A 14962-nucleotide genomic window follows, 5' to 3' on the forward strand; every position below is an offset into this window, starting at 1 on the left:
TCACTCCGCACCGTCCTCGTCCGCGGAGTCCACGAGAACGAACCCGTTTTCCCACAGACCTTCGCGTGTGACGAGGTAAGGGATCGTGCCGTACTCGTCGCTGCGGGACTCCATGAGCCAGACCTCACCGAAAACGTACGCAGGCACCCTCCAGCGTCGGCCAGGGTGCAGGTACACCGTCTGCTCGATCGCGTGCAGTTCGCCACCGTGCTCGTTGCGGTAGACGCCGCCCTCGACCATCTCGAAGCGGGGGACCACCGTGAACTCGACAAGGATCGCGTCCGCTGCTTTCTCGAACCGGAGCCGCTGCACCTTCTCGCGGCGTTCGTCGAAGCTGTTCCACGCGTCCGGGTCGCGGTGCAAGTCCCGCTCGTCCTCGGGCCAGTCCGGGACGTAATCGCCTCTGTCGTACAGGTGCTCAGCTAGCAGGGCGGCGAGCTGGTCGCGCATGCTCATGCCGCACCCCGCTCGTAGTCGCGGATCGCCGACTCGACTCGATTCAGCGCCTCCGCATAGTTGGAGGACGCAATGTCGATCAAGGCTTCGTAGTGCCCGATCGAGTAGGGCAAGATGTGTTCCGCGACCAGCTCCCGCACATGCTGTTCACGTCCAGGCAGGACGGCGGGATGCGCGTCTTCGATCGCCCACCGCAGGTAGACGGCGGCTTTACGGAGGTCTTCCAAGCCGTTCTTCTCGCGGTGACGAAACGTGTACTTAAACGCGTTCGATGCGCAGCAGGACATGTGCCGTGTGATCGCGATGCACTCGATGGTGAAACGACCTGTCGAATAGTGCGACGGGTGGAACACTGCGTCAGCCATTGATGAACTCCCACTCGACGTAGGCGTAGCAAAACTGCGTCTTGATCGGCCCGGACATGCCGGGCGTGATGTCGCAGTCGGCCAGGAATTCCGGCATGGGTTCGACGCCGCCTTGGTCGGCGTTGTCGAACCACGACTTCATCCAGCACTCGTCGTGCGGGACGAACGGGTGCTCGTGATCACCGGGGATCCAGGACTCGCACTTGCAGTCCGGGTAGCTGTGGCACTCGGCGTCGCGGTCGCCGTGGCAGGTGAACTGGATCTTGGGATCATCCTCGTCACCCGTGATGGCGACGGTGTGCAGGTGCTCAGCCACGGTTGTTCCTCCGCGACTTCCGTGCGACCTTGTTCTTGGCGCGCCGTTTGGCTTTCACATGCTCCGGGACAGTGCCCTCGTACATGTGCCGCATACGCTGCAAACCGTGCAGGATGCCCTGCGCCATCGGGGTTTCGTACGGGTTGTCCGTCACTTCGTCGTCTCGCTAACGCTGACCTCGTTATACGTCTTGGCGAAGATGTCCGGCTTGCATGGGTAGAACTCGCCCTGGACGCCCTTGATGACCCAGTCGCCCCAAGCCGCCCGCATCACGCCTTCCAGGGTGGGGATCTCGACACCTCCGATGTCGGGGTAAGCCTTTCCTGCGTAGCCCGCTTTGTAGGCGCCGGGCCTGCCATTGACCCAGTCCGCTACCGCAGCGCAGTTGTGCGGCGTTACTTGGATCGCCTCGATCTCGACGGGCTTCTTGCGGAATCGCCGCACTGTCATTGGAATTGCCTCTCGATCGGAGTGAGTCATGCCGCCAGCTCCTGCCGCGTGTACAGGGCAAGCAGTTTGGTGGCGGGTTCTTTGTCGGGGTCGCGGTCGACGTAGACGACACCAGCCCAAATCCCTGGGACGCGGTCGTTGTAGTGGTTGGTGAGTTCGTCGTGCAGGTCCCGGCATGCTTTCCGGGCCGTTTCCGGGCATGCGGCGCACAGTCCTATCGACCGCCGATGTCGCGCAGCCCGCTCGGTCACGGATTCGTTGTCGACGCGGTAGTCCCATTGGGAGCCACGATGTTCACGCATCCATTGGTCATGTTCGTCGCTGCGGCATTTCGCGCCCGCGAACGGATCGGGGCGGCGGGTCAACGAGACATCACCGCAATGAAGGGGGCGGCGATGGCGCCGGCGAGGACGATGAAGGGGGCGGCGATGAAGCCGAGCAGGTGAAGCAGAGGTCGCCGGTCGGATGTCGGCATTGGTCCTCCGTTGGATCAAGGGTTGCGAGACCAACCGGGTTGTTGTTTACACGCTATAGCGTATCGTGCACACTACTTGATTGCAACAGGGCTGTACACGACGAAGGGGCGGGCTCGAAAGCCCGCCCCACCAGCACCAATGAGGGTTAACTAACCGGTGACTGCTGATCTTTGACGGTTTGCTTCAGCGCGCACCACGCCTCCACTGCGTCACCGATCAACTCGCGCAGCTCGTTCTCGTCGAGCGCCACCGCGACCCGCCTACCGGGATGCTCAACCACCAGCGACGCGAAACGCTCACTGTCCGGACTCGCCTGCGGCTCCACGCGCAACTCGACCGTCGAGTTCGTAGCCGTCTTGATCACGCAGCTCTCCTATCGTCCGCTCGTCGTTGTCAGCGCGTGATGCGCCAGATGAAGAACGCCAGGAACCCGAAGACGATTGCCATAGCGAGTACTTCGGCCCACGGGTTGGTGTTGGCTTCGGCAGCCTCGGCAGCGAGCAGGGCCAGGTTCATGCGATTCTCCAAGTGTTCGTGTCGGGGTTCTTGAGCCGCGCCTTCTCTGCACGGCGCTTGCGGGCTTTCTCCAACTGGTCGCGTTGCTGCGTCAGTTCGTCGATGCGTTCCGCGGGTGTGGCCTGGTCCGCGCGTTGTTTCGCGTTCGCGTGCAGGGCGTCGAGGTAGCGTTTCAACGCGGCCTCTTGCTGATCCTTCGGCGCGTAATCAAGGTTTTCGGCGAGCACTTCCAGGTGCTCGTAGTTGCGTGACGCGTACCCGCCGTAGGAGTCGCCTCTCATGCCGTCACCTCACCAATCGGCCAGTCGTCCTCGGTGAAACCAGCGGTGATCAGGTCGAATTCGTGCATGTCGTGCGCGACGAGGATGTCTTCCAGCCAGGCGACCGCGTCCCGGTTGTTGGAGGCGAACAGGCCGGCGGCTTCCTCATCCATCAAACCGAGCAGGCGGGCCGCGACGACCTCGATGTCCTCGTTTTTGCCGGTGCGGAAGTCGAGCACCTGGAAGCAGTCACGGACACCGGGATCACGCAGGAACCCGTATTCACCGTGCAGCTCGATGGTCCAGCCGGCGAGGCAGTAACGCCATTTGGATTGGTCGTGTCGGTCGGGGTTTTGCGTGACCTGTTCGTACACGCGGCGCATCAGCGGAATGTTGTGGGACATGGGGTTTCCTGGGGTTGATCGGGTCGTGGTGGTCACGCGTCGGTGGCCGGAAGTAACGCGATGAGTGCGCGGATGCGTTCGATGCGCGCCTGTTCTCGCGCCAGCCCGTCGCCGCTGTAGTACTGGAGGTGGTCGAGCCGATCGCCGAGTTCCCGGTCCAGCGCCGTGGCGAAGTCCCGCTTCTCGGCGTCCGTCAGCACACCCCAGGGGTCCGGCAGGCCGATCGGGTCATCACCCCAGGCCGCCTTGCGCGCCAACGCTGGACCGGGATTGACGATGTGGAAGTCGGCGCGGCGGTCGTAGTACGCGGCCTTGTAGAACACGCCGACTCGTTCGACACCGCGCTCATCCACGATCTTCGAGTGCATGGAATGCTCGGTCGCTTCCTTGCGCCAACCGTCGGGCAGGATGGCCCGCACGAACAGCTCATCGACCTGTTCGCCGCGCACGAACCCGAGGGCTTCGAGTTCTTCCCACGGGCCTTTGACGGGCATCTCCGTGCCGTTGACGATCTGCTGCTGTCCGGCGGCTTCCATGTCGGTGATGTACCGATCGCTGCCGTCGCTCATCGCGCCGAGCAGGTGGATGAGCGGATCGCGCTTGCTGGTGTTCTCGATCATTGGGGTTTCTCCTGTTTGCGGGTCTTGGTAGGGGCGGCGCCCGAAAGGTGTTCCCGGTCTCGGGCGCCGCGCTCCTCCTCCTCAATTGCCGTCAGCGCGCAAATCGTGGGTCGCCGCGGTCAACCTCGAAGGTCTATTGGGTGGCTATAACGGCTGCTACATCAGCGAGTTCGTCGTCTTCCACGTCGCACCACTCGTAATCGCCGTCCTCGTCGGGCTGCCAACGGACGACACCCATTTGGGTGGGGACGCCGGCTTGGACGAGGCGAACGAAGTCGAGGACAGCGAGCGCTTCGGCCAGGTTGGCGACCGATTGCGTGTAGGAGCAGCGTGGCGGGCAGGGCACGTACCAGACGCGCAGGTCGCCGGGGTTCGGGTCAGTCACCACGGCACCTCCACAAATCCGCCTACGCGGCCGATGTGGTCGATCTCGCTGAGGTCGTAGAGTTCGCCTTCGCCGTGAGGCCAAAGCGCGCGAAACGCCTGCTCGCGTCGCCACGTGCGACCTGAGTCGCCATCGTTCACGGCACGGAATGACGCGCCGTTGGGCACCTCCGCCGCCGACTTCCACGTGCGCGGCTCAGACTCACCAGCTGGCTCGTCCTCCACGGTCGACGGATCAGGGAGCGTGAGCCGCAATTGCCTAATCAGCGCAGGCACATTGACCGGCCAGTCCGGGTCTCGCTGCTGCGCCTCTTCGAGGACGCTGATGAGGCTGCGGATCCGCTTTTCGGCACCATCAGGGAGTGCGTGATACTCGGGCAGCGGCGCGGGCTCGTTGCCGTCGAGGATCTGGTAGCTGAGCCGCACTTGCACGACCTCAGCGTTCGCCTCGAACAGGTCCGCCAGTCCCCAGGTCTTGACCGCTACCTGTATCGCCCTGATCGTCCGGACGGGGTCGGTGTCGTTGTCCCACAGGTAGACGTGTGTGCCGCCCGGGAGTTCCGTCATCTTCGGGTAGCCGCAGCGCACGTCGGGAAGGTCGTTGGCGAGTTTCCCGCCGGGCAGCCGGATCGCGTACCAGATGGCTTCGTTCGTGTTCTCGGTCACTTCAATTCTCCTGGTCGCGCGCGCTGGCGGCGGTTGCCAGGCACCTCGGGTGGTAGTGGCGTGGGTTATCGAGGACCGGTTCGGCCCGTTCGTTGAGGACGTACGTGAGCACCACTTCGTCTTCGTAGGCCCAGAGGCGTCGCCCGCAGCCGTCGCAGGACGCGAATGGTTGTTCCCAGTAGCTGGTTTCTCCGTGGCTCATTAGTGGGTTCTTTCGGGTTAGGCGGTGATGGTTCCGGCGATGGCGACCATCAGCGCGAACCAGAGAGGGATGAGGGAGACGAAGAACACGAGGGCGGCGAACGCCCACCAGAACGAGCGGGACTCGCGGTTCGCCGGCGCGGTCATGCTGCACCGCCTTTGATGCCGACCGTGATCCACCAGCCGTCATTGGTCATGTCCTCTTCGACCTCGACGAGGGTGGCGGCATCGTGGTGGTCGGCGGGGTGCACTTCGTGCGCCCACCAGCCGCCCGTCGGGCACTCGATCCAGTGGATGCCGGTGCCGCAGACTGTGCAGGTAGCGGTGATCAGGTCGTCGCTCATGCCGCACCGCCGCTCTCGCCATCAATGCGATGCAGTTCGGGTGGGCGTTTCGGCCAGTCCTCGGGGCAGTGGACCTGGAACTGGTTGTCACCGATGGCGAGCACGTCACCGTGGAGAATGCGGCACGCGATGTCGCCTGAGTGGTGGCCGTACGGCTGGCCATACAGGAACGCGGTGCCGCGCTCAGTGTTGTACATGATCAGCATGTTGGTTCCGGGCGCGATTCCGACGGGCTTGGCTGTCCCGTAGTAGACGGGCGTGATGGCCCTCGTATTGCCGAGAACATCGCTGATGGACGCGAGGCGAATGGTGTGGATCATGCCGCGACCTGGGGCTGGAGTGCGTACACGAGGAACCAGGCGTTGACCTTGATGTCGATACCGGCGTCATCGTCAACGCGGGCGTCGGCGAGTATTTCGGCGATCTCCTCTGCGGCGACGCCCCAACTGAATGACGGGGTCTGCTCCGCCTCGTCGCTGCCGCGCCGCCAGTAGGTGACGTGGACGGCGGCGGGAAGGTGGCGGTGGACGTCGCACCAGGTATCGGCGAATTCGCTCGCGTCCCAGTCGATGTCGAGGTCGATGCGGTCGTCGTCTTCCGGGAGCTTGAGGTCGGCGCGAACACGGTCGATGTTGACGTAGTCGTAGATGTAGTAACCCATGTCCGGGTCCTTCCTAGGCTGCGGCGGGCTGGTCGAGGGTGATGAGGGAGGCGGGGACGGTGACCGTGATCTGGTCGGCGTCGCCGCAGGTCAGCCAGTCGACGGCTCCGATGGCGCAGTACAGGCAGTAGATGCCGCCCTCCCGTTCGGCGCCGCGCCCGTGTTCGGTGACGGTTTCGGTGAGGACGGTGGCCTGGTCTCCGCAGTCGTCGCACCGGTCGGTGAACAGCGAGTCGTTGCCGATGCGCCCGTGTACGCGGGTGTCGTGGTTGCGGAACAGGCTGCGCACCTGCTGGGTGATGTTCATGCGGCATCGACCTCGGGCGTGACCTTCCGCAGCCACTGGTCGAACTCAACCCCATGGGCGGAAGCTAAGCGCTCACACCAGCCCTTTGCGGAGTCGATCATCCCGACGGGTTCCCACCGATCAGCCTGCTCGACGGCGGCGATCAGCCGCGGAATGTATGGGTGCTCGATGTACAGCCACGGCCGGTTCGCTTGCTGCAGGATCGGCCGCAGGTCAGCAAGGTGCGGCTGGACAGTGGCATCGTCGCCTGCGGCGCGGGCAACGTCATCGAGGTTCCGCAGCGCAGGGAACAGGCTGAATGGGATCGCGTGTTCGCTCATCAGCATCACAAGCGCGGCGAGATCCTTTGTGGCGACGGCGATGGTGGCGCGATGCGCCCGTGCCCGCCAGCGCGCATCGGCGCGATCTTCGCCGCGCTTGCTCCAGCCGCACGTGCATTCGGCCTTCGCGGCCATCACGGCGACGTAGCGCCCGCACGACCCGTTCGACTTGGTCTTGTACCGCTCGCCTTCTTGCCACTCGATCGTGCGGGTGCGGTGCGCGCCGGTTCCGGTCCAGTTAGTCATGCCACGTACTCCTGCACGTTGACGCGGACCGACAGCTCTCCGGTGTGGCCGCATTCGGTGCAGCCCTGTCCGTTGCAGGCTTCGTGGATGACGGGGATCCACTCGAATCGGTCGCTCATGTCGGGCCTTTCGTTGATCCGGTGGCAGCCGGTTGTTGTGTTGAATTAACGCTACATGGTGTGGTGTGCGCTACACAAGGTGGTGCGCAAAAGCCGTCTGATAACGATCTTGCATACGCGAAACACTATTGCGTGCACTACATACTACGCGTACCGTCAGCCCTATGACTACATCCACAACGCATCACCACCCGCTGCGGGACCTCATGCACCGCGCACACCACTGGACACACCCGCGCCACCACGACGACATCCGCCGGCCCGACGACATCGGCGCCTACGCCCTCACCGGACCCGACCCGCTCGCCACCGAATGGCCTGCCACTCCCCCGCCGCCGTACCTCCAGGCGCGCGCCGAAGGGATGCCGATCGCAGCACTGAAGCTGCGCGCGACCGCGGAACTCGCCGCCGTCTTCAACTACTGACCGAGCAGGACACGACCATGAGCAAAAGCGCCCAAGACCAGCTCGCCGACGCGCTCAAGCGGGAGGGCGACCGCGAATCGTCGATCGGGTTCTACCGCGACCGATACTGGCTGCCGATCGCCAAACGCCTCATCGCCGAGGGCTGGCGTCCACCCCCGCGACGCATCGAAACCGTCCAGGAGCTGGACGCCTTGCCGATCGACTCCGTGGTGCTCGCCGTCCGGTCCCGCACGGTCTGGCAGAACCTGGCCGAGCTGGAAAGCCTCTGGGGTAATGGCAGTTCAGCGCTGACCGCTAAGACGCTGCTGCACAACTATGGCGCGGTGATCGTGCTGTGGGTGCCGTCGTGACCGAGTCGAATCGCAATGGCGCCGACCGCCGGCTCACGTTCACGCAAGACCCGTATACGCATCAGTATGTGCTGGAGTTGTCGGCTGCTACGGGGATGACGAAGGCGGACCTCTACAACACGGCGATGAAGGCGTTCGCGGTGTTGGTGGGTGCGCATCGGCGGGGTGTGGAGTTCATGATCCGCGACATCCGTTCGGGTCGGAGTGTTCACGATCCGGCGTTGAGCGTCCTGCTGGGGAATGTGTTGACGGCGTTGGCGCGGCAGGATGAGCAAGAGGGGTCGTAACCGGTTCGCAATGTAGCGTGTCGTGCACACTATTGCGTGTGGCGTACACAACATGTATGGTTCTAGATGTAGCCGGAAGCACACCAAAGGAGCCCGAGATGAACGTCACCACCTTCGCCCTCGCGCAGGGCAGCGATATCTGGCCCGGTCGCTTCACCGACATCGATGCGGCGAGGCGGTCTGCGGACTGGTGCACTGCGCATTACGCCGGTCGGGCCTTCCGCGTGATCGACGCCCGGACCGGCGAGTACGCCCCGCGCACCGACCGCGGCACCGATGTCAGCATCGGCACCGTCGATCAGTGCGGCTGGCAGGACATCCTTCTCGACGGTCTCGCGTGCGGAGCGGCTGTGCGGATCACCTCCAGCGGCAACGTGCTGCTCTCGATGCCTAGGCACGCGACGACCACGCACAGGAACGTGGAGGCTGCTCTGAATTCGTGGAACTTCGCCGGGATGCTCCGGGGCTTCAACGCCTAGTCGTTTGCGTCGCGCCCGGCGCGCCCAACTTCCCGAATGGTGGTGGCTGGTCCTGCACAACGTCGTGCAGAGGGAGACAACGGCGTCTCCCGCGAACCAGCCACCACACTCCCCGACCACTTCTCACAGATCGGAACTTTGACATGAGCAGTAAGAAGCGCACGATCGCCGTCAGCAAGGTTCAGCCCGGCGACAAGATCACCGAGAGCGGCGAGTATTTCGAAGGCGAGATCGTCGAAGCCGCACCCGAGTGGAAGTGCAACCAGGAGGGCGAGTGGGTCGAAGTGAGGCTGGTCGGCGGCAAGACGATGGATCTGGAGTCGTGGGATTCCAAAGTAACCATCATCAAGGCGTAACCCGCCGGGTCGTTAGCTCAACGGTAGAGCGCGCGGGAACAGGCGATCACCCCGCGGACGCAGGTTCGATCCCTACACGACCCACCAACCCGTTTCGTCACTAGACAGGACAGACTGATGGACACCGCAACGCCGTTCGTTCCCCCGAAGGCGCTCACTCAACTCATCGATGCCGCTATTGCGCATAAGCGGGCGTTCTCGATCGTGCATGGTGTCGACACGGGTGACTGTCCGTTCGTTCAGTTCAAAGCGGTTTGGCTTCCGGAAGGCTGCGATGTGCAGACGAAAGTCGAAATGTCTTGGCACACGCGCGGTACGGGCACGTATCGGTTTTTCTCGGGCATCGCGTGCGGGTACTGGCACGACTGGACCCGCGTGACCGCAAAGGCCGCGCTCCAGCTGATCACGGGCGAGGACTGCTTCTACCAGCGGTATGCCGCCTGATTCGCCAGCATCTCACCCCCCAAGTCACACATGTAAGGAACCACAGCATGACCGACACCCCAACCCCAACCGTCACCCGCGACGAAGCCTTACTCGCGTCGAAGGTCCTCGCGGGCATCAACAGCATGCTCGGCTATGACGCTGTCGAATGGTGGTCGCCGGATCACCTGCGGGAGTTGATCGATCGCGTACCGGGGGAGAAGGGCCGCGAGCAGATCCGCACCACGATTCGCGTGTTGCAGGCGATGCTTGCGGAGCGGGGTTATGACGATTCTGTCGGGTACGCGCCGATCGTTGTCCGTGACTGGGCGGAAGCTCTGCCACTCACCGAGGAGACCGAATAGCCATGCATCTCGAAACTGATTGCCGTCTCGCTTTCATCATCAAGTCAGAAGCCTGGTACCGGGACGTGCTGATCGACGAGCACCCCACTCTCTCCGTCATGGCTTCGTCTAGCGGTGGCGGTGTCGATTGGGAATTCTCTATCGAGGAACAGCATCTCGGATGCTGGACAACCAGGGTGCTCATCTTCGCCGATGCATACAAGGCGTTCACTCAGATGCCAGAGTTCTTCGAGACCATGGCCAAGGCCAAGCCGAGCACGTTGCGGGAGGTGATCGCGATCCTCGATGAGTTGGGCGCTGTCGATGAGACAGCGCGGATTAACCCAAACGCCCCGCGATGACTGCGCCGCCTGAGCCTGAGCGCCCGGATTTGGTTGCGTGGCGTCGCCGGCAAGCCCAGCGTTCCTCGAATGCGGCGCAACCGGTGCCGTCTGGGAAGCAGTATGAGCGGAAGCCGAAGCATGAGCAGGAACGGGAGAGGCGCGATGGGCATAGAACGTGAGAGCTCGAAGCTTGGGGCGTTGATCGAGCAACGTAAACGCCTCGACGATCTGTCTGACGCTGATGTTGTCGCCAGGGCGAAGGCGCGCGGAGAGAAGCTGGGCAAAAGCAACATCAGTCGCGTTGCGACGGGTGCTAATCCGAGTTTGAGCCGGGCCACGATTTTCGGTTTGGCAGCTGGCTTGGGGGTGACGCCCGCGACGGTTGCGAGGGCTGTTCTTGCCGATATGGGGATTGTCCTGGCCGAGCCTGACGCTGACAGCGAGGCGGCGATTCGGGCGGATCCGACGCTTCCGGGGCATGGTCGGCGTCTACTGCTGGCCATGCTCGGCGAAATCGCCGATAGACCGCCGAAACACTCACAGGAACAGGACAAGAGAGATGGATAGCAACGGGTTGCGCGACGAACTGACGCAGCTTCTGGCCGAGCATGTTGGCGACAGCGAGGTAGGTAGAGCGGTCCTGCTGTCATTGGCGCGTGACGCTGCCGACGCAGTTCTGAGTGAGTTCGCGTTGGTGAAGCTGCCGGAGATGGTGGTCGATGAGTGGGGCATGAAGTCGTGGCTTGTCGGCGGCGATTCGGAGGGGCGCCCTCGGGTTCAGATCGAGGACGACGGCCGGATCTCGATTCTGAGCGTTCCTAACCCTGCACGCGCAGTGGAGCAGGCATTGTCGCTTGCTGCCGCGTTGATCGCCGCCGCACAGCATGTACAGGAGCGAAACATCCCGCCGTGCGGCAGCGATGAGTGAGCAGCACCGCGCGCTCCACTGCCGAATTCTTCCAATCCGTCCAGGAGAAACCATGTTCCGGTCCCGGATCGTCCCTATCCTCATTGCTGCCGCGGCAGCAGTCGCCCTCGCGGCATGCACTGAGAGCGGGGGCTCCCAACCCGTGTCGACAACCACGGCAGCGCCGGCGCAGCCGGTTGCGGCGCCGACCACGAGTTTGCGGCGTGGCAGCATAACTGACGCCGACCGAGTGTTCCTGTCGCTGCTTGACGATCATTGGAAGACGGGCATCGACCGCGGACAGTTGTTCGAGGCTGGCGATAGCGCATGCAAGCAGATGCGTGCGGGTCAGAAGATGGCGTTGATCGCGATGCTGGCGGATGGGGAGGTGCAGCCCGATGGGAGTGTTCATGCGAGTGGTGACAAGCTTGGTGAGGCCGCGAATTTCATTCATGCTGCGGCGTCGGCGTATTGCCCGGATCAGCTCACGGGCGTCAACTGACTACTCGTTCCAAACGACGACAGAGCCCCGAACCAATGTGGTTCGGGGCTCTTTGGGGTAATCGTCGCGACCGCACGTGTTGGTCTGTGACGGGTTGACTGTAGCCTGTGGCTGTCGGGTCCTGTCACCGCGGGTAGCTACGATCACGCCGTGAGCGACGAACCGAAGCTATGCAGCATCTGTACCGAGCGCCCGGCTGGTCCTGGTGGCCTTCTGTGTGGAGTGTGCCGCGCCCGGATCGAGGCGTTCAACCGCGAGCATTGGGGCGGCACACTCCAGTGACGACTAGCTACTCGATGCCCAGCTTCCACAGGATGTTCCCGAGCGGGATCCGGGTGTTGCCGAAGTGGACGAGGTAGTCGCCGGGCGATGACGGTATCGCTTCGCCGTTCCATTCGCGTTGCTGCGTATGACGCTGGTAGGTGATGGGGAGCGGCGGGGATGCGCTGACGCCTTTAGCGAACAGTTCCCCGAGTTCGCCGGTGATAGTCCCGCTTAGGGCACCCGAGTGGGTGAACTCGCGCAGTTGCTCCATGGTCGTGATGTCGGTCATTGCTAAACCTCCATATAGAAGTTGCGCGCAGGCTTGACCGCATCCTAGGCGCAACGTCTGACATGTTCGAGATTGCTCGCGGCTGCTACCGTTTATGGCATCAACCAGCAGGAATAGGAGCGTTCGAGGCTATGCCGCGTGGGATGAAGCAAGCACCGGAGGACGTCGCGAAGGACGCGAACTGTACGTTCAGTGTGCGGTTCCGGCCGGAGGACTTCGCCAACCTAACCCGGTACGCCCGTCTCCGGGGTGTGTCGGTCGCGGACCAGGCTCGGGCATTCCTTCTCGACGGGTTGAAGGATGCGTTGGATCCTGCCGAGATTGAGCGGTTGATGGATGAGGAGAAGCACCGATTGCTGGCGTACGCGCGAGAACTGCGCGGCGAAGCGTAGGGCTACGATGAAGCCATGACCCCGGACGACCGTGACGAGAAGCCCGACAAGCAGGATGAGTCTGCCCGTCGTCGGCGTTTATCGTTCGCGGGGTTGATGCAGGCGGAACCTGATCTCGCGGCCCGGTCGGAGGACATCCTGTACGAGGAACGGCAGCAGCGGGGCTAGTCGCCGAACAAGACGATCCGGATCCCCGCCTTCTCCGCGCGTCGCATGCAATCCCTTGTTCCAGACCAACCGTCGCCAATGGGCCAGGCAACGCATTCGTCGGCGCCGAGATCAACCATGTGTTGATTACGCAGGGGGCCAGCCGCAGCGCATCGTCCGCCTGGTCGCCGCGGTCGGTGGCGGCAGTTCTGATCGCAGTCACGCCACCAATCCGCGGGATGTGGTTCGGCGATGATCGTGTAGTCGGGGTATCGGGCGGCGATCGTTGGTGACGTCGCCCAGGAGTGCATGATCTTGTCGAAGCCTTCGCAATGGGCGCCGTGGACCGCGATGAGCGTCGAGCCTGCTGGCAGACAGGTCAGTCTTTCGCCGAGGACGCGCCCGATAGCCCACCAGTCGGTGAGCCGGCGGGACCCTGTGCCGAGGAGACGGAAGATCACGCCGCCTCGTCCTCCACTCCGCTCCACTGCATCGCTTCGTCGTAGACGACCACATTGAGCCCGCCGAAGTCCGGTTGCGGCCACACCGGGTTGAGGTCCTTGTCCCAGTAGATGATGCGCATCTTCCGGCCGTGCCGTTTCCGTGCCCGGTACTTCATGCGCGGGAAGAACTCCGGCCACCGCGGCAACTGTCCACTGCTCATGCGGACCGCCGGTATCGGGGATCGTCGTCGAGCAGGGCTTCGTTGTGCAGGATGGTGCCAGGTTCGCCGAACTGCGCCTTCTTCACGGTCGACACAGCCTGGGCAAGTTTCGGCGCCTCGTCGGGCAGCTCATCGGTCCAGTCGCTGGTGCGCTCATCGAGGAGCCTGTTCCGGAGCCTGCCGATTCGCGCCAACGTCCACGGTTCGCCCGGTATCAGGTCGCGGACAGCATCAGCTTTGGCGGTGATCGTCCGCTCCAGTTCGGGATCGAGCTTCGCGCACTCTGCAAGAAGGTCACGGGTCACGGCGCGCAGCTTTTCGAGTTCGTCCCTGGTTTTGAGGTAGCTGTTGCGCATCTTCATGTAGTCGCGGCGCCACCATTTCGCCAGTTTCCGCAGCTTCTTCTTACTCGCCATCAGTGGCCTCCGTTTTGATGTTCATCCGACGCACGAATTCGGCGCCATCCCGCTCGACTCGCACGAACCATCCGTTGTCGTCCTGCTCGATCCACACTCGATCTCCTGGCAGGAACCCCGCATCATCCACATAGGTTGTGTCGTCTGCGTCGACTACCTGCACCGACGTGTACGACCAGTTGATCAGTGGGCGCAGATCCTGAGCGGGTGGCAGCAGCCCCCATTGGGAGTGGGTGATCAATGACGGAGCGAACGAGTCTCGCCAGCCATGCCCGTCCGAGTCGAGTGGCCGGCGAATCAACGGGAAGTCGCTCACGTCGTCTCCGTGTTCGGGTTACTGCGGGTTTCCGTGCAGCGCGGAATGGCAGGGTTTCCTGAACCAGGTTGGTCCAGCCGCTCGGACGCAGCGCGTTCCCGTTCCGCCCATTCATCCCACAGATAGACAGGCAGGCCCATACCGGAGGTTCCGTCGCGGTGGTTGCGGATCAGGTACGCGGCTTGCCGGATGCCGGCGCACTCATCGGCGAGGTTCACGTCGAGCCCCTTCAGGGAGTGGTAGTCATTGGCGTCGCCGCGGATGTACCTCGACCGCAGTTCGGCGTATGTGTCGAGCAGATCGGCGAGCACGGCTTCGATCTCTCGGACAACGTTCGGTGCGGGCTCCGCGGGCGCCTCTCCGACGATTGTGATGGGGTGCCGGTATGGGTGCGGAAACACGGGCTTACCGCACGTCGAGCAGGTGGCGGTCACGCGAACACCACCGGGAAGTCGGGATCATCAAACGGGATCGCTCGGAACAACCGCATCGCTTCGTCGCAGTACACGATTCCGCCGTTGAAGTTCGGTCTGTCGGCATCTCCGCAGCCGTGCTGGTCGACGTGCTCGTCGAACGCTTCCGTTGCAGCGCTCATATCGCTTTCGCCAGTTTCCCGATTGCGTCGGCGGTCGTGGTCGCGAGCTGTTCCAGCACCTGATGGAACCCGTGATGGTGTTCGCGGTTCATCACGAGCGCCGCGCAGTTGTGGCACACCCATGCAATGGGCGTGAACTCGGCGTCGACGGCTTCGGCTTGCTTCTTCTGGTGGGCGTCGAGCAGGGCGCCCAGGTCGTCATCGGTGCTCATTTCGTTCTCCTCCTGGGATGCCATGCGATCGGCGTCCACCAGCGCGTGTAGTTGGACAGTTCGCCGAGCGGGCCGCGTGTCTTCCACGGCAGCCACAGTTGTGTACGCGCGCCCCATGTGAGGGCGATGCAGAGCGATC

At 63.4% G+C, this 14962-nt stretch carries 40 protein-coding genes and 1 tRNA gene; 14 read left to right on the forward strand and 27 right to left on the reverse strand.

The features are described from left to right. The 20 genes from ACFU5M_RS19210 to ACFU5M_RS19305 all read right to left on the reverse strand — a co-directional run bounded on the left by ACFU5M_RS19210 (position 1) and on the right by ACFU5M_RS19305 (position 7111). Positions 1-456 (reverse strand): hypothetical protein, encoded by a 456-nt coding sequence (locus ACFU5M_RS19210; RefSeq protein ID WP_379050853.1) that lies wholly within the window; start codon positions 454-456, stop codon positions 1-3. Continuing rightward, on the reverse strand, positions 453-821 hold the full coding sequence (locus tag ACFU5M_RS19215) for a DUF3310 domain-containing protein (RefSeq protein ID WP_379050855.1): 369 nt from the start codon (positions 819-821) through the stop codon (positions 453-455). The genes ACFU5M_RS19210 and ACFU5M_RS19215 overlap by 4 nt, the downstream gene beginning before the upstream one ends. Next, complete coding sequence (locus ACFU5M_RS19220; RefSeq protein WP_379050857.1) at positions 814-1137, reverse strand: hypothetical protein; 324 nt, start codon at positions 1135-1137, stop codon at positions 814-816. Before ACFU5M_RS19220 ends, ACFU5M_RS19215 begins: the two co-directional genes overlap by 8 nt. Next, the gene (locus tag ACFU5M_RS19225) at positions 1130-1291 is read right to left on the reverse strand and encodes a hypothetical protein (protein WP_379050859.1); all 162 of its coding nucleotides are present in this window, start codon (positions 1289-1291) and stop codon (positions 1130-1132) included. The genes ACFU5M_RS19220 and ACFU5M_RS19225 overlap by 8 nt, the downstream gene beginning before the upstream one ends. After that, entirely contained in the window at positions 1288-1617 is a 330-nt protein-coding gene (locus tag ACFU5M_RS19230; protein WP_379050861.1) for a hypothetical protein, read from the reverse strand. Before ACFU5M_RS19230 ends, ACFU5M_RS19225 begins: the two co-directional genes overlap by 4 nt. Beyond that, on the reverse strand, positions 1614-1889 hold the full coding sequence (locus ACFU5M_RS19235) for a hypothetical protein (protein WP_379050864.1): 276 nt from the start codon (positions 1887-1889) through the stop codon (positions 1614-1616). The genes ACFU5M_RS19230 and ACFU5M_RS19235 overlap by 4 nt, the downstream gene beginning before the upstream one ends. Positions 1890-2208: 319 nt before the next feature. After that, positions 2209-2427, reverse strand: a complete 219-nt coding sequence (locus ACFU5M_RS19240; protein ID WP_379050866.1) for a hypothetical protein — start codon at positions 2425-2427, stop codon at positions 2209-2211. A gap of 29 nt (positions 2428-2456) precedes the next feature. Then, positions 2457-2579 carry a hypothetical protein gene (locus ACFU5M_RS19245; protein ID WP_379050869.1) on the reverse strand — a complete coding sequence of 41 codons (123 nt, stop codon included), beginning with the start codon at positions 2577-2579 and terminating at the stop codon, positions 2457-2459. Further along, positions 2576-2860, reverse strand: a complete 285-nt coding sequence (locus ACFU5M_RS19250) for a hypothetical protein (RefSeq protein ID WP_379050870.1) — start codon at positions 2858-2860, stop codon at positions 2576-2578. The genes ACFU5M_RS19245 and ACFU5M_RS19250 overlap by 4 nt, the downstream gene beginning before the upstream one ends. Then, a complete protein-coding gene (locus tag ACFU5M_RS19255) occupies positions 2857-3279 on the reverse strand; it encodes a hypothetical protein (protein WP_379050873.1) in 423 nt (140 codons plus the stop codon). Before ACFU5M_RS19255 ends, ACFU5M_RS19250 begins: the two co-directional genes overlap by 4 nt. Beyond that, positions 3276-3863 (reverse strand): hypothetical protein, encoded by a 588-nt coding sequence (locus ACFU5M_RS19260; RefSeq protein ID WP_379050876.1) that lies wholly within the window; start codon positions 3861-3863, stop codon positions 3276-3278. The genes ACFU5M_RS19255 and ACFU5M_RS19260 overlap by 4 nt, the downstream gene beginning before the upstream one ends. A gap of 133 nt (positions 3864-3996) precedes the next feature. Further along, on the reverse strand, positions 3997-4248 hold the full coding sequence (locus tag ACFU5M_RS19265; protein ID WP_379050878.1) for a hypothetical protein: 252 nt from the start codon (positions 4246-4248) through the stop codon (positions 3997-3999). Next, positions 4245-4913: a hypothetical protein gene (locus tag ACFU5M_RS19270; protein WP_379050880.1), complete on the reverse strand. Its 669-nt coding sequence runs from the start codon at positions 4911-4913 to the stop codon at positions 4245-4247. Before ACFU5M_RS19270 ends, ACFU5M_RS19265 begins: the two co-directional genes overlap by 4 nt. 219 nt (positions 4914-5132) lie before the next feature. Then, a complete protein-coding gene (locus ACFU5M_RS19275) occupies positions 5133-5261 on the reverse strand; it encodes a hypothetical protein (RefSeq protein WP_379050883.1) in 129 nt (42 codons plus the stop codon). Further along, complete coding sequence (locus ACFU5M_RS19280) at positions 5258-5458, reverse strand: hypothetical protein (protein ID WP_379050886.1); 201 nt, start codon at positions 5456-5458, stop codon at positions 5258-5260. Before ACFU5M_RS19280 ends, ACFU5M_RS19275 begins: the two co-directional genes overlap by 4 nt. Continuing rightward, a complete protein-coding gene (locus ACFU5M_RS19285; RefSeq protein WP_379050889.1) occupies positions 5455-5778 on the reverse strand; it encodes a hypothetical protein in 324 nt (107 codons plus the stop codon). Before ACFU5M_RS19285 ends, ACFU5M_RS19280 begins: the two co-directional genes overlap by 4 nt. After that, the gene (locus tag ACFU5M_RS19290; protein ID WP_379050891.1) at positions 5775-6119 is read right to left on the reverse strand and encodes a hypothetical protein; all 345 of its coding nucleotides are present in this window, start codon (positions 6117-6119) and stop codon (positions 5775-5777) included. Before ACFU5M_RS19290 ends, ACFU5M_RS19285 begins: the two co-directional genes overlap by 4 nt. Positions 6120-6132: 13 nt before the next feature. Continuing rightward, a complete protein-coding gene (locus ACFU5M_RS19295) occupies positions 6133-6426 on the reverse strand; it encodes a hypothetical protein (protein ID WP_379050893.1) in 294 nt (97 codons plus the stop codon). After that, positions 6423-6992, reverse strand: a complete 570-nt coding sequence (locus tag ACFU5M_RS19300) for a hypothetical protein (protein ID WP_379050895.1) — start codon at positions 6990-6992, stop codon at positions 6423-6425. The genes ACFU5M_RS19295 and ACFU5M_RS19300 overlap by 4 nt, the downstream gene beginning before the upstream one ends. Beyond that, positions 6989-7111, reverse strand: a complete 123-nt coding sequence (locus ACFU5M_RS19305; protein ID WP_379050897.1) for a hypothetical protein — start codon at positions 7109-7111, stop codon at positions 6989-6991. The genes ACFU5M_RS19300 and ACFU5M_RS19305 overlap by 4 nt, the downstream gene beginning before the upstream one ends. Positions 7112-7275: 164 nt before the next feature. Between ACFU5M_RS19305 and ACFU5M_RS19310 the strand changes: the two genes are divergently transcribed. From ACFU5M_RS19310 to ACFU5M_RS19365, 12 genes are all read left to right on the forward strand, one after another. Beyond that, positions 7276-7536 carry a hypothetical protein gene (locus ACFU5M_RS19310; RefSeq protein ID WP_379050900.1) on the forward strand — a complete coding sequence of 87 codons (261 nt, stop codon included), beginning with the start codon at positions 7276-7278 and terminating at the stop codon, positions 7534-7536. Positions 7537-7553: 17 nt separating this feature from the next. After that, a complete protein-coding gene (locus ACFU5M_RS19315) occupies positions 7554-7886 on the forward strand; it encodes a hypothetical protein (protein ID WP_379050902.1) in 333 nt (110 codons plus the stop codon). Beyond that, entirely contained in the window at positions 7883-8173 is a 291-nt protein-coding gene (locus tag ACFU5M_RS19320) for a hypothetical protein (RefSeq protein ID WP_379050905.1), read from the forward strand. The genes ACFU5M_RS19315 and ACFU5M_RS19320 overlap by 4 nt, the downstream gene beginning before the upstream one ends. Positions 8174-8271: 98 nt before the next feature. Then, complete coding sequence (locus tag ACFU5M_RS19325; protein WP_379050907.1) at positions 8272-8652, forward strand: hypothetical protein; 381 nt, start codon at positions 8272-8274, stop codon at positions 8650-8652. A gap of 143 nt (positions 8653-8795) precedes the next feature. Beyond that, positions 8796-9008, forward strand: coding sequence for a hypothetical protein (locus ACFU5M_RS19330; protein WP_379050910.1), 213 nt, complete (start codon positions 8796-8798; stop codon positions 9006-9008). 6 nt (positions 9009-9014) lie between these two features. Further along, a tRNA-Asp gene (locus ACFU5M_RS19335) sits at positions 9015-9095 on the forward strand. Positions 9096-9125: 30 nt separating this feature from the next. Then, positions 9126-9452 carry a hypothetical protein gene (locus tag ACFU5M_RS19340; RefSeq protein WP_379050912.1) on the forward strand — a complete coding sequence of 109 codons (327 nt, stop codon included), beginning with the start codon at positions 9126-9128 and terminating at the stop codon, positions 9450-9452. 47 nt (positions 9453-9499) lie between these two features. Next, the gene (locus tag ACFU5M_RS19345; protein WP_379050914.1) at positions 9500-9796 is read left to right on the forward strand and encodes a hypothetical protein; all 297 of its coding nucleotides are present in this window, start codon (positions 9500-9502) and stop codon (positions 9794-9796) included. A gap of 2 nt (positions 9797-9798) precedes the next feature. Then, positions 9799-10137 (forward strand): hypothetical protein, encoded by a 339-nt coding sequence (locus ACFU5M_RS19350; protein ID WP_379050917.1) that lies wholly within the window; start codon positions 9799-9801, stop codon positions 10135-10137. A 144-nt stretch (positions 10138-10281) separates the two neighbouring features. Beyond that, the gene (locus ACFU5M_RS19355) at positions 10282-10686 is read left to right on the forward strand and encodes a hypothetical protein (protein ID WP_379050919.1); all 405 of its coding nucleotides are present in this window, start codon (positions 10282-10284) and stop codon (positions 10684-10686) included. Then, positions 10679-11047 (forward strand): hypothetical protein, encoded by a 369-nt coding sequence (locus tag ACFU5M_RS19360; RefSeq protein WP_379050922.1) that lies wholly within the window; start codon positions 10679-10681, stop codon positions 11045-11047. Before ACFU5M_RS19355 ends, ACFU5M_RS19360 begins: the two co-directional genes overlap by 8 nt. A gap of 229 nt (positions 11048-11276) precedes the next feature. Continuing rightward, positions 11277-11528: a DUF732 domain-containing protein gene (locus tag ACFU5M_RS19365; protein ID WP_379050925.1), complete on the forward strand. Its 252-nt coding sequence runs from the start codon at positions 11277-11279 to the stop codon at positions 11526-11528. A 289-nt stretch (positions 11529-11817) separates the two neighbouring features. Here ACFU5M_RS19365 and ACFU5M_RS19370 read toward each other — a convergent pair whose 3' ends face one another. Further along, positions 11818-12081, reverse strand: a complete 264-nt coding sequence (locus ACFU5M_RS19370) for a hypothetical protein (protein WP_379050927.1) — start codon at positions 12079-12081, stop codon at positions 11818-11820. Positions 12082-12224: 143 nt separating this feature from the next. On the opposite strand from ACFU5M_RS19370, the gene ACFU5M_RS19375 reads away from it, so the two are divergent. Together ACFU5M_RS19375 and ACFU5M_RS19380 are read left to right on the forward strand one after the other, a co-directional pair. Next, the gene (locus ACFU5M_RS19375) at positions 12225-12473 is read left to right on the forward strand and encodes a hypothetical protein (protein WP_379050929.1); all 249 of its coding nucleotides are present in this window, start codon (positions 12225-12227) and stop codon (positions 12471-12473) included. 15 nt (positions 12474-12488) lie between these two features. Further along, positions 12489-12641 carry a hypothetical protein gene (locus ACFU5M_RS19380; RefSeq protein WP_379050932.1) on the forward strand — a complete coding sequence of 51 codons (153 nt, stop codon included), beginning with the start codon at positions 12489-12491 and terminating at the stop codon, positions 12639-12641. A 436-nt stretch (positions 12642-13077) separates the two neighbouring features. Here the strand turns inward: ACFU5M_RS19380 and ACFU5M_RS19385 are convergent, their stop codons facing one another. From ACFU5M_RS19385 to ACFU5M_RS19410, 6 genes are read right to left on the reverse strand one after another with little or no spacing between them, the layout of a single operon-like run. Further along, entirely contained in the window at positions 13078-13284 is a 207-nt protein-coding gene (locus tag ACFU5M_RS19385) for a hypothetical protein (RefSeq protein WP_379050933.1), read from the reverse strand. Next, positions 13281-13646: a hypothetical protein gene (locus ACFU5M_RS19390; RefSeq protein WP_379050935.1), complete on the reverse strand. Its 366-nt coding sequence runs from the start codon at positions 13644-13646 to the stop codon at positions 13281-13283. The genes ACFU5M_RS19385 and ACFU5M_RS19390 overlap by 4 nt, the downstream gene beginning before the upstream one ends. 43 nt (positions 13647-13689) lie before the next feature. Beyond that, complete coding sequence (locus ACFU5M_RS19395; RefSeq protein WP_379050938.1) at positions 13690-14016, reverse strand: hypothetical protein; 327 nt, start codon at positions 14014-14016, stop codon at positions 13690-13692. Continuing rightward, a complete protein-coding gene (locus tag ACFU5M_RS19400; RefSeq protein WP_379050940.1) occupies positions 14013-14450 on the reverse strand; it encodes a hypothetical protein in 438 nt (145 codons plus the stop codon). The genes ACFU5M_RS19395 and ACFU5M_RS19400 overlap by 4 nt, the downstream gene beginning before the upstream one ends. Beyond that, a complete protein-coding gene (locus ACFU5M_RS19405; protein ID WP_379050942.1) occupies positions 14447-14611 on the reverse strand; it encodes a hypothetical protein in 165 nt (54 codons plus the stop codon). The genes ACFU5M_RS19400 and ACFU5M_RS19405 overlap by 4 nt, the downstream gene beginning before the upstream one ends. Further along, positions 14608-14823, reverse strand: coding sequence for a hypothetical protein (locus ACFU5M_RS19410; RefSeq protein ID WP_379050944.1), 216 nt, complete (start codon positions 14821-14823; stop codon positions 14608-14610). The genes ACFU5M_RS19405 and ACFU5M_RS19410 overlap by 4 nt, the downstream gene beginning before the upstream one ends. Positions 14824-14962: the final 139 nt, after the last annotated feature.

Source organism: Nocardia sp. NPDC057455 (assembly GCF_042802775.1).
Taxonomy (GTDB): domain Bacteria; phylum Actinomycetota; class Actinomycetes; order Mycobacteriales; family Mycobacteriaceae; genus Nocardia.

What these genes read in the sequence shown, in the direction of transcription:
- ACFU5M_RS19350 (WP_379050917.1), top strand. Translation starts at nt 9,799, where the DNA reads ATGCATCTCGAAACTGATTGCCGTCTCGCTTTCATCATCAAGTCAGAA.
- ACFU5M_RS19230 (WP_379050861.1), bottom strand. Translation starts at nt 1,617, where the DNA reads ATGACTCACTCCGATCGAGAGGCAATTCCAATGACAGTGCGGCGATTC.
- ACFU5M_RS19330 (WP_379050910.1), top strand. Translation starts at nt 8,796, where the DNA reads ATGAGCAGTAAGAAGCGCACGATCGCCGTCAGCAAGGTTCAGCCCGGC.
- ACFU5M_RS19340 (WP_379050912.1), top strand. Translation starts at nt 9,126, where the DNA reads ATGGACACCGCAACGCCGTTCGTTCCCCCGAAGGCGCTCACTCAACTC.
- ACFU5M_RS19210 (WP_379050853.1), bottom strand. Translation starts at nt 456, where the DNA reads ATGAGCATGCGCGACCAGCTCGCCGCCCTGCTAGCTGAGCACCTGTAC.
- ACFU5M_RS19315 (WP_379050902.1), top strand. Translation starts at nt 7,554, where the DNA reads ATGAGCAAAAGCGCCCAAGACCAGCTCGCCGACGCGCTCAAGCGGGAG.
- ACFU5M_RS19360 (WP_379050922.1), top strand. Translation starts at nt 10,679, where the DNA reads ATGGATAGCAACGGGTTGCGCGACGAACTGACGCAGCTTCTGGCCGAG.
- ACFU5M_RS19355 (WP_379050919.1), top strand. Translation starts at nt 10,282, where the DNA reads ATGGGCATAGAACGTGAGAGCTCGAAGCTTGGGGCGTTGATCGAGCAA.
- ACFU5M_RS19310 (WP_379050900.1), top strand. Translation starts at nt 7,276, where the DNA reads ATGACTACATCCACAACGCATCACCACCCGCTGCGGGACCTCATGCAC.
- ACFU5M_RS19345 (WP_379050914.1), top strand. Translation starts at nt 9,500, where the DNA reads ATGACCGACACCCCAACCCCAACCGTCACCCGCGACGAAGCCTTACTC.
- ACFU5M_RS19305 (WP_379050897.1), bottom strand. Translation starts at nt 7,111, where the DNA reads ATGAGCGACCGATTCGAGTGGATCCCCGTCATCCACGAAGCCTGCAAC.
- ACFU5M_RS19300 (WP_379050895.1), bottom strand. Translation starts at nt 6,992, where the DNA reads ATGACTAACTGGACCGGAACCGGCGCGCACCGCACCCGCACGATCGAG.
- ACFU5M_RS19260 (WP_379050876.1), bottom strand. Translation starts at nt 3,863, where the DNA reads ATGATCGAGAACACCAGCAAGCGCGATCCGCTCATCCACCTGCTCGGC.
- ACFU5M_RS19380 (WP_379050932.1), top strand. Translation starts at nt 12,489, where the DNA reads ATGACCCCGGACGACCGTGACGAGAAGCCCGACAAGCAGGATGAGTCT.
- ACFU5M_RS19250 (WP_379050870.1), bottom strand. Translation starts at nt 2,860, where the DNA reads ATGAGAGGCGACTCCTACGGCGGGTACGCGTCACGCAACTACGAGCAC.
- ACFU5M_RS19375 (WP_379050929.1), top strand. Translation starts at nt 12,225, where the DNA reads ATGAAGCAAGCACCGGAGGACGTCGCGAAGGACGCGAACTGTACGTTC.
- ACFU5M_RS19385 (WP_379050933.1), bottom strand. Translation starts at nt 13,284, where the DNA reads ATGAGCAGTGGACAGTTGCCGCGGTGGCCGGAGTTCTTCCCGCGCATG.
- ACFU5M_RS19235 (WP_379050864.1), bottom strand. Translation starts at nt 1,889, where the DNA reads ATGCGTGAACATCGTGGCTCCCAATGGGACTACCGCGTCGACAACGAA.
- ACFU5M_RS19390 (WP_379050935.1), bottom strand. Translation starts at nt 13,646, where the DNA reads ATGAAGATGCGCAACAGCTACCTCAAAACCAGGGACGAACTCGAAAAG.
- ACFU5M_RS19280 (WP_379050886.1), bottom strand. Translation starts at nt 5,458, where the DNA reads ATGAGCGACGACCTGATCACCGCTACCTGCACAGTCTGCGGCACCGGC.
- ACFU5M_RS19410 (WP_379050944.1), bottom strand. Translation starts at nt 14,823, where the DNA reads ATGAGCACCGATGACGACCTGGGCGCCCTGCTCGACGCCCACCAGAAG.
- ACFU5M_RS19275 (WP_379050883.1), bottom strand. Translation starts at nt 5,261, where the DNA reads ATGACCGCGCCGGCGAACCGCGAGTCCCGCTCGTTCTGGTGGGCGTTC.
- ACFU5M_RS19285 (WP_379050889.1), bottom strand. Translation starts at nt 5,778, where the DNA reads ATGATCCACACCATTCGCCTCGCGTCCATCAGCGATGTTCTCGGCAAT.
- ACFU5M_RS19245 (WP_379050869.1), bottom strand. Translation starts at nt 2,579, where the DNA reads ATGAACCTGGCCCTGCTCGCTGCCGAGGCTGCCGAAGCCAACACCAAC.
- ACFU5M_RS19290 (WP_379050891.1), bottom strand. Translation starts at nt 6,119, where the DNA reads ATGGGTTACTACATCTACGACTACGTCAACATCGACCGTGTTCGCGCC.
- ACFU5M_RS19405 (WP_379050942.1), bottom strand. Translation starts at nt 14,611, where the DNA reads ATGAGCGCTGCAACGGAAGCGTTCGACGAGCACGTCGACCAGCACGGC.
- ACFU5M_RS19370 (WP_379050927.1), bottom strand. Translation starts at nt 12,081, where the DNA reads ATGACCGACATCACGACCATGGAGCAACTGCGCGAGTTCACCCACTCG.
- ACFU5M_RS19295 (WP_379050893.1), bottom strand. Translation starts at nt 6,426, where the DNA reads ATGAACATCACCCAGCAGGTGCGCAGCCTGTTCCGCAACCACGACACC.
- ACFU5M_RS19215 (WP_379050855.1), bottom strand. Translation starts at nt 821, where the DNA reads ATGGCTGACGCAGTGTTCCACCCGTCGCACTATTCGACAGGTCGTTTC.
- ACFU5M_RS19325 (WP_379050907.1), top strand. Translation starts at nt 8,272, where the DNA reads ATGAACGTCACCACCTTCGCCCTCGCGCAGGGCAGCGATATCTGGCCC.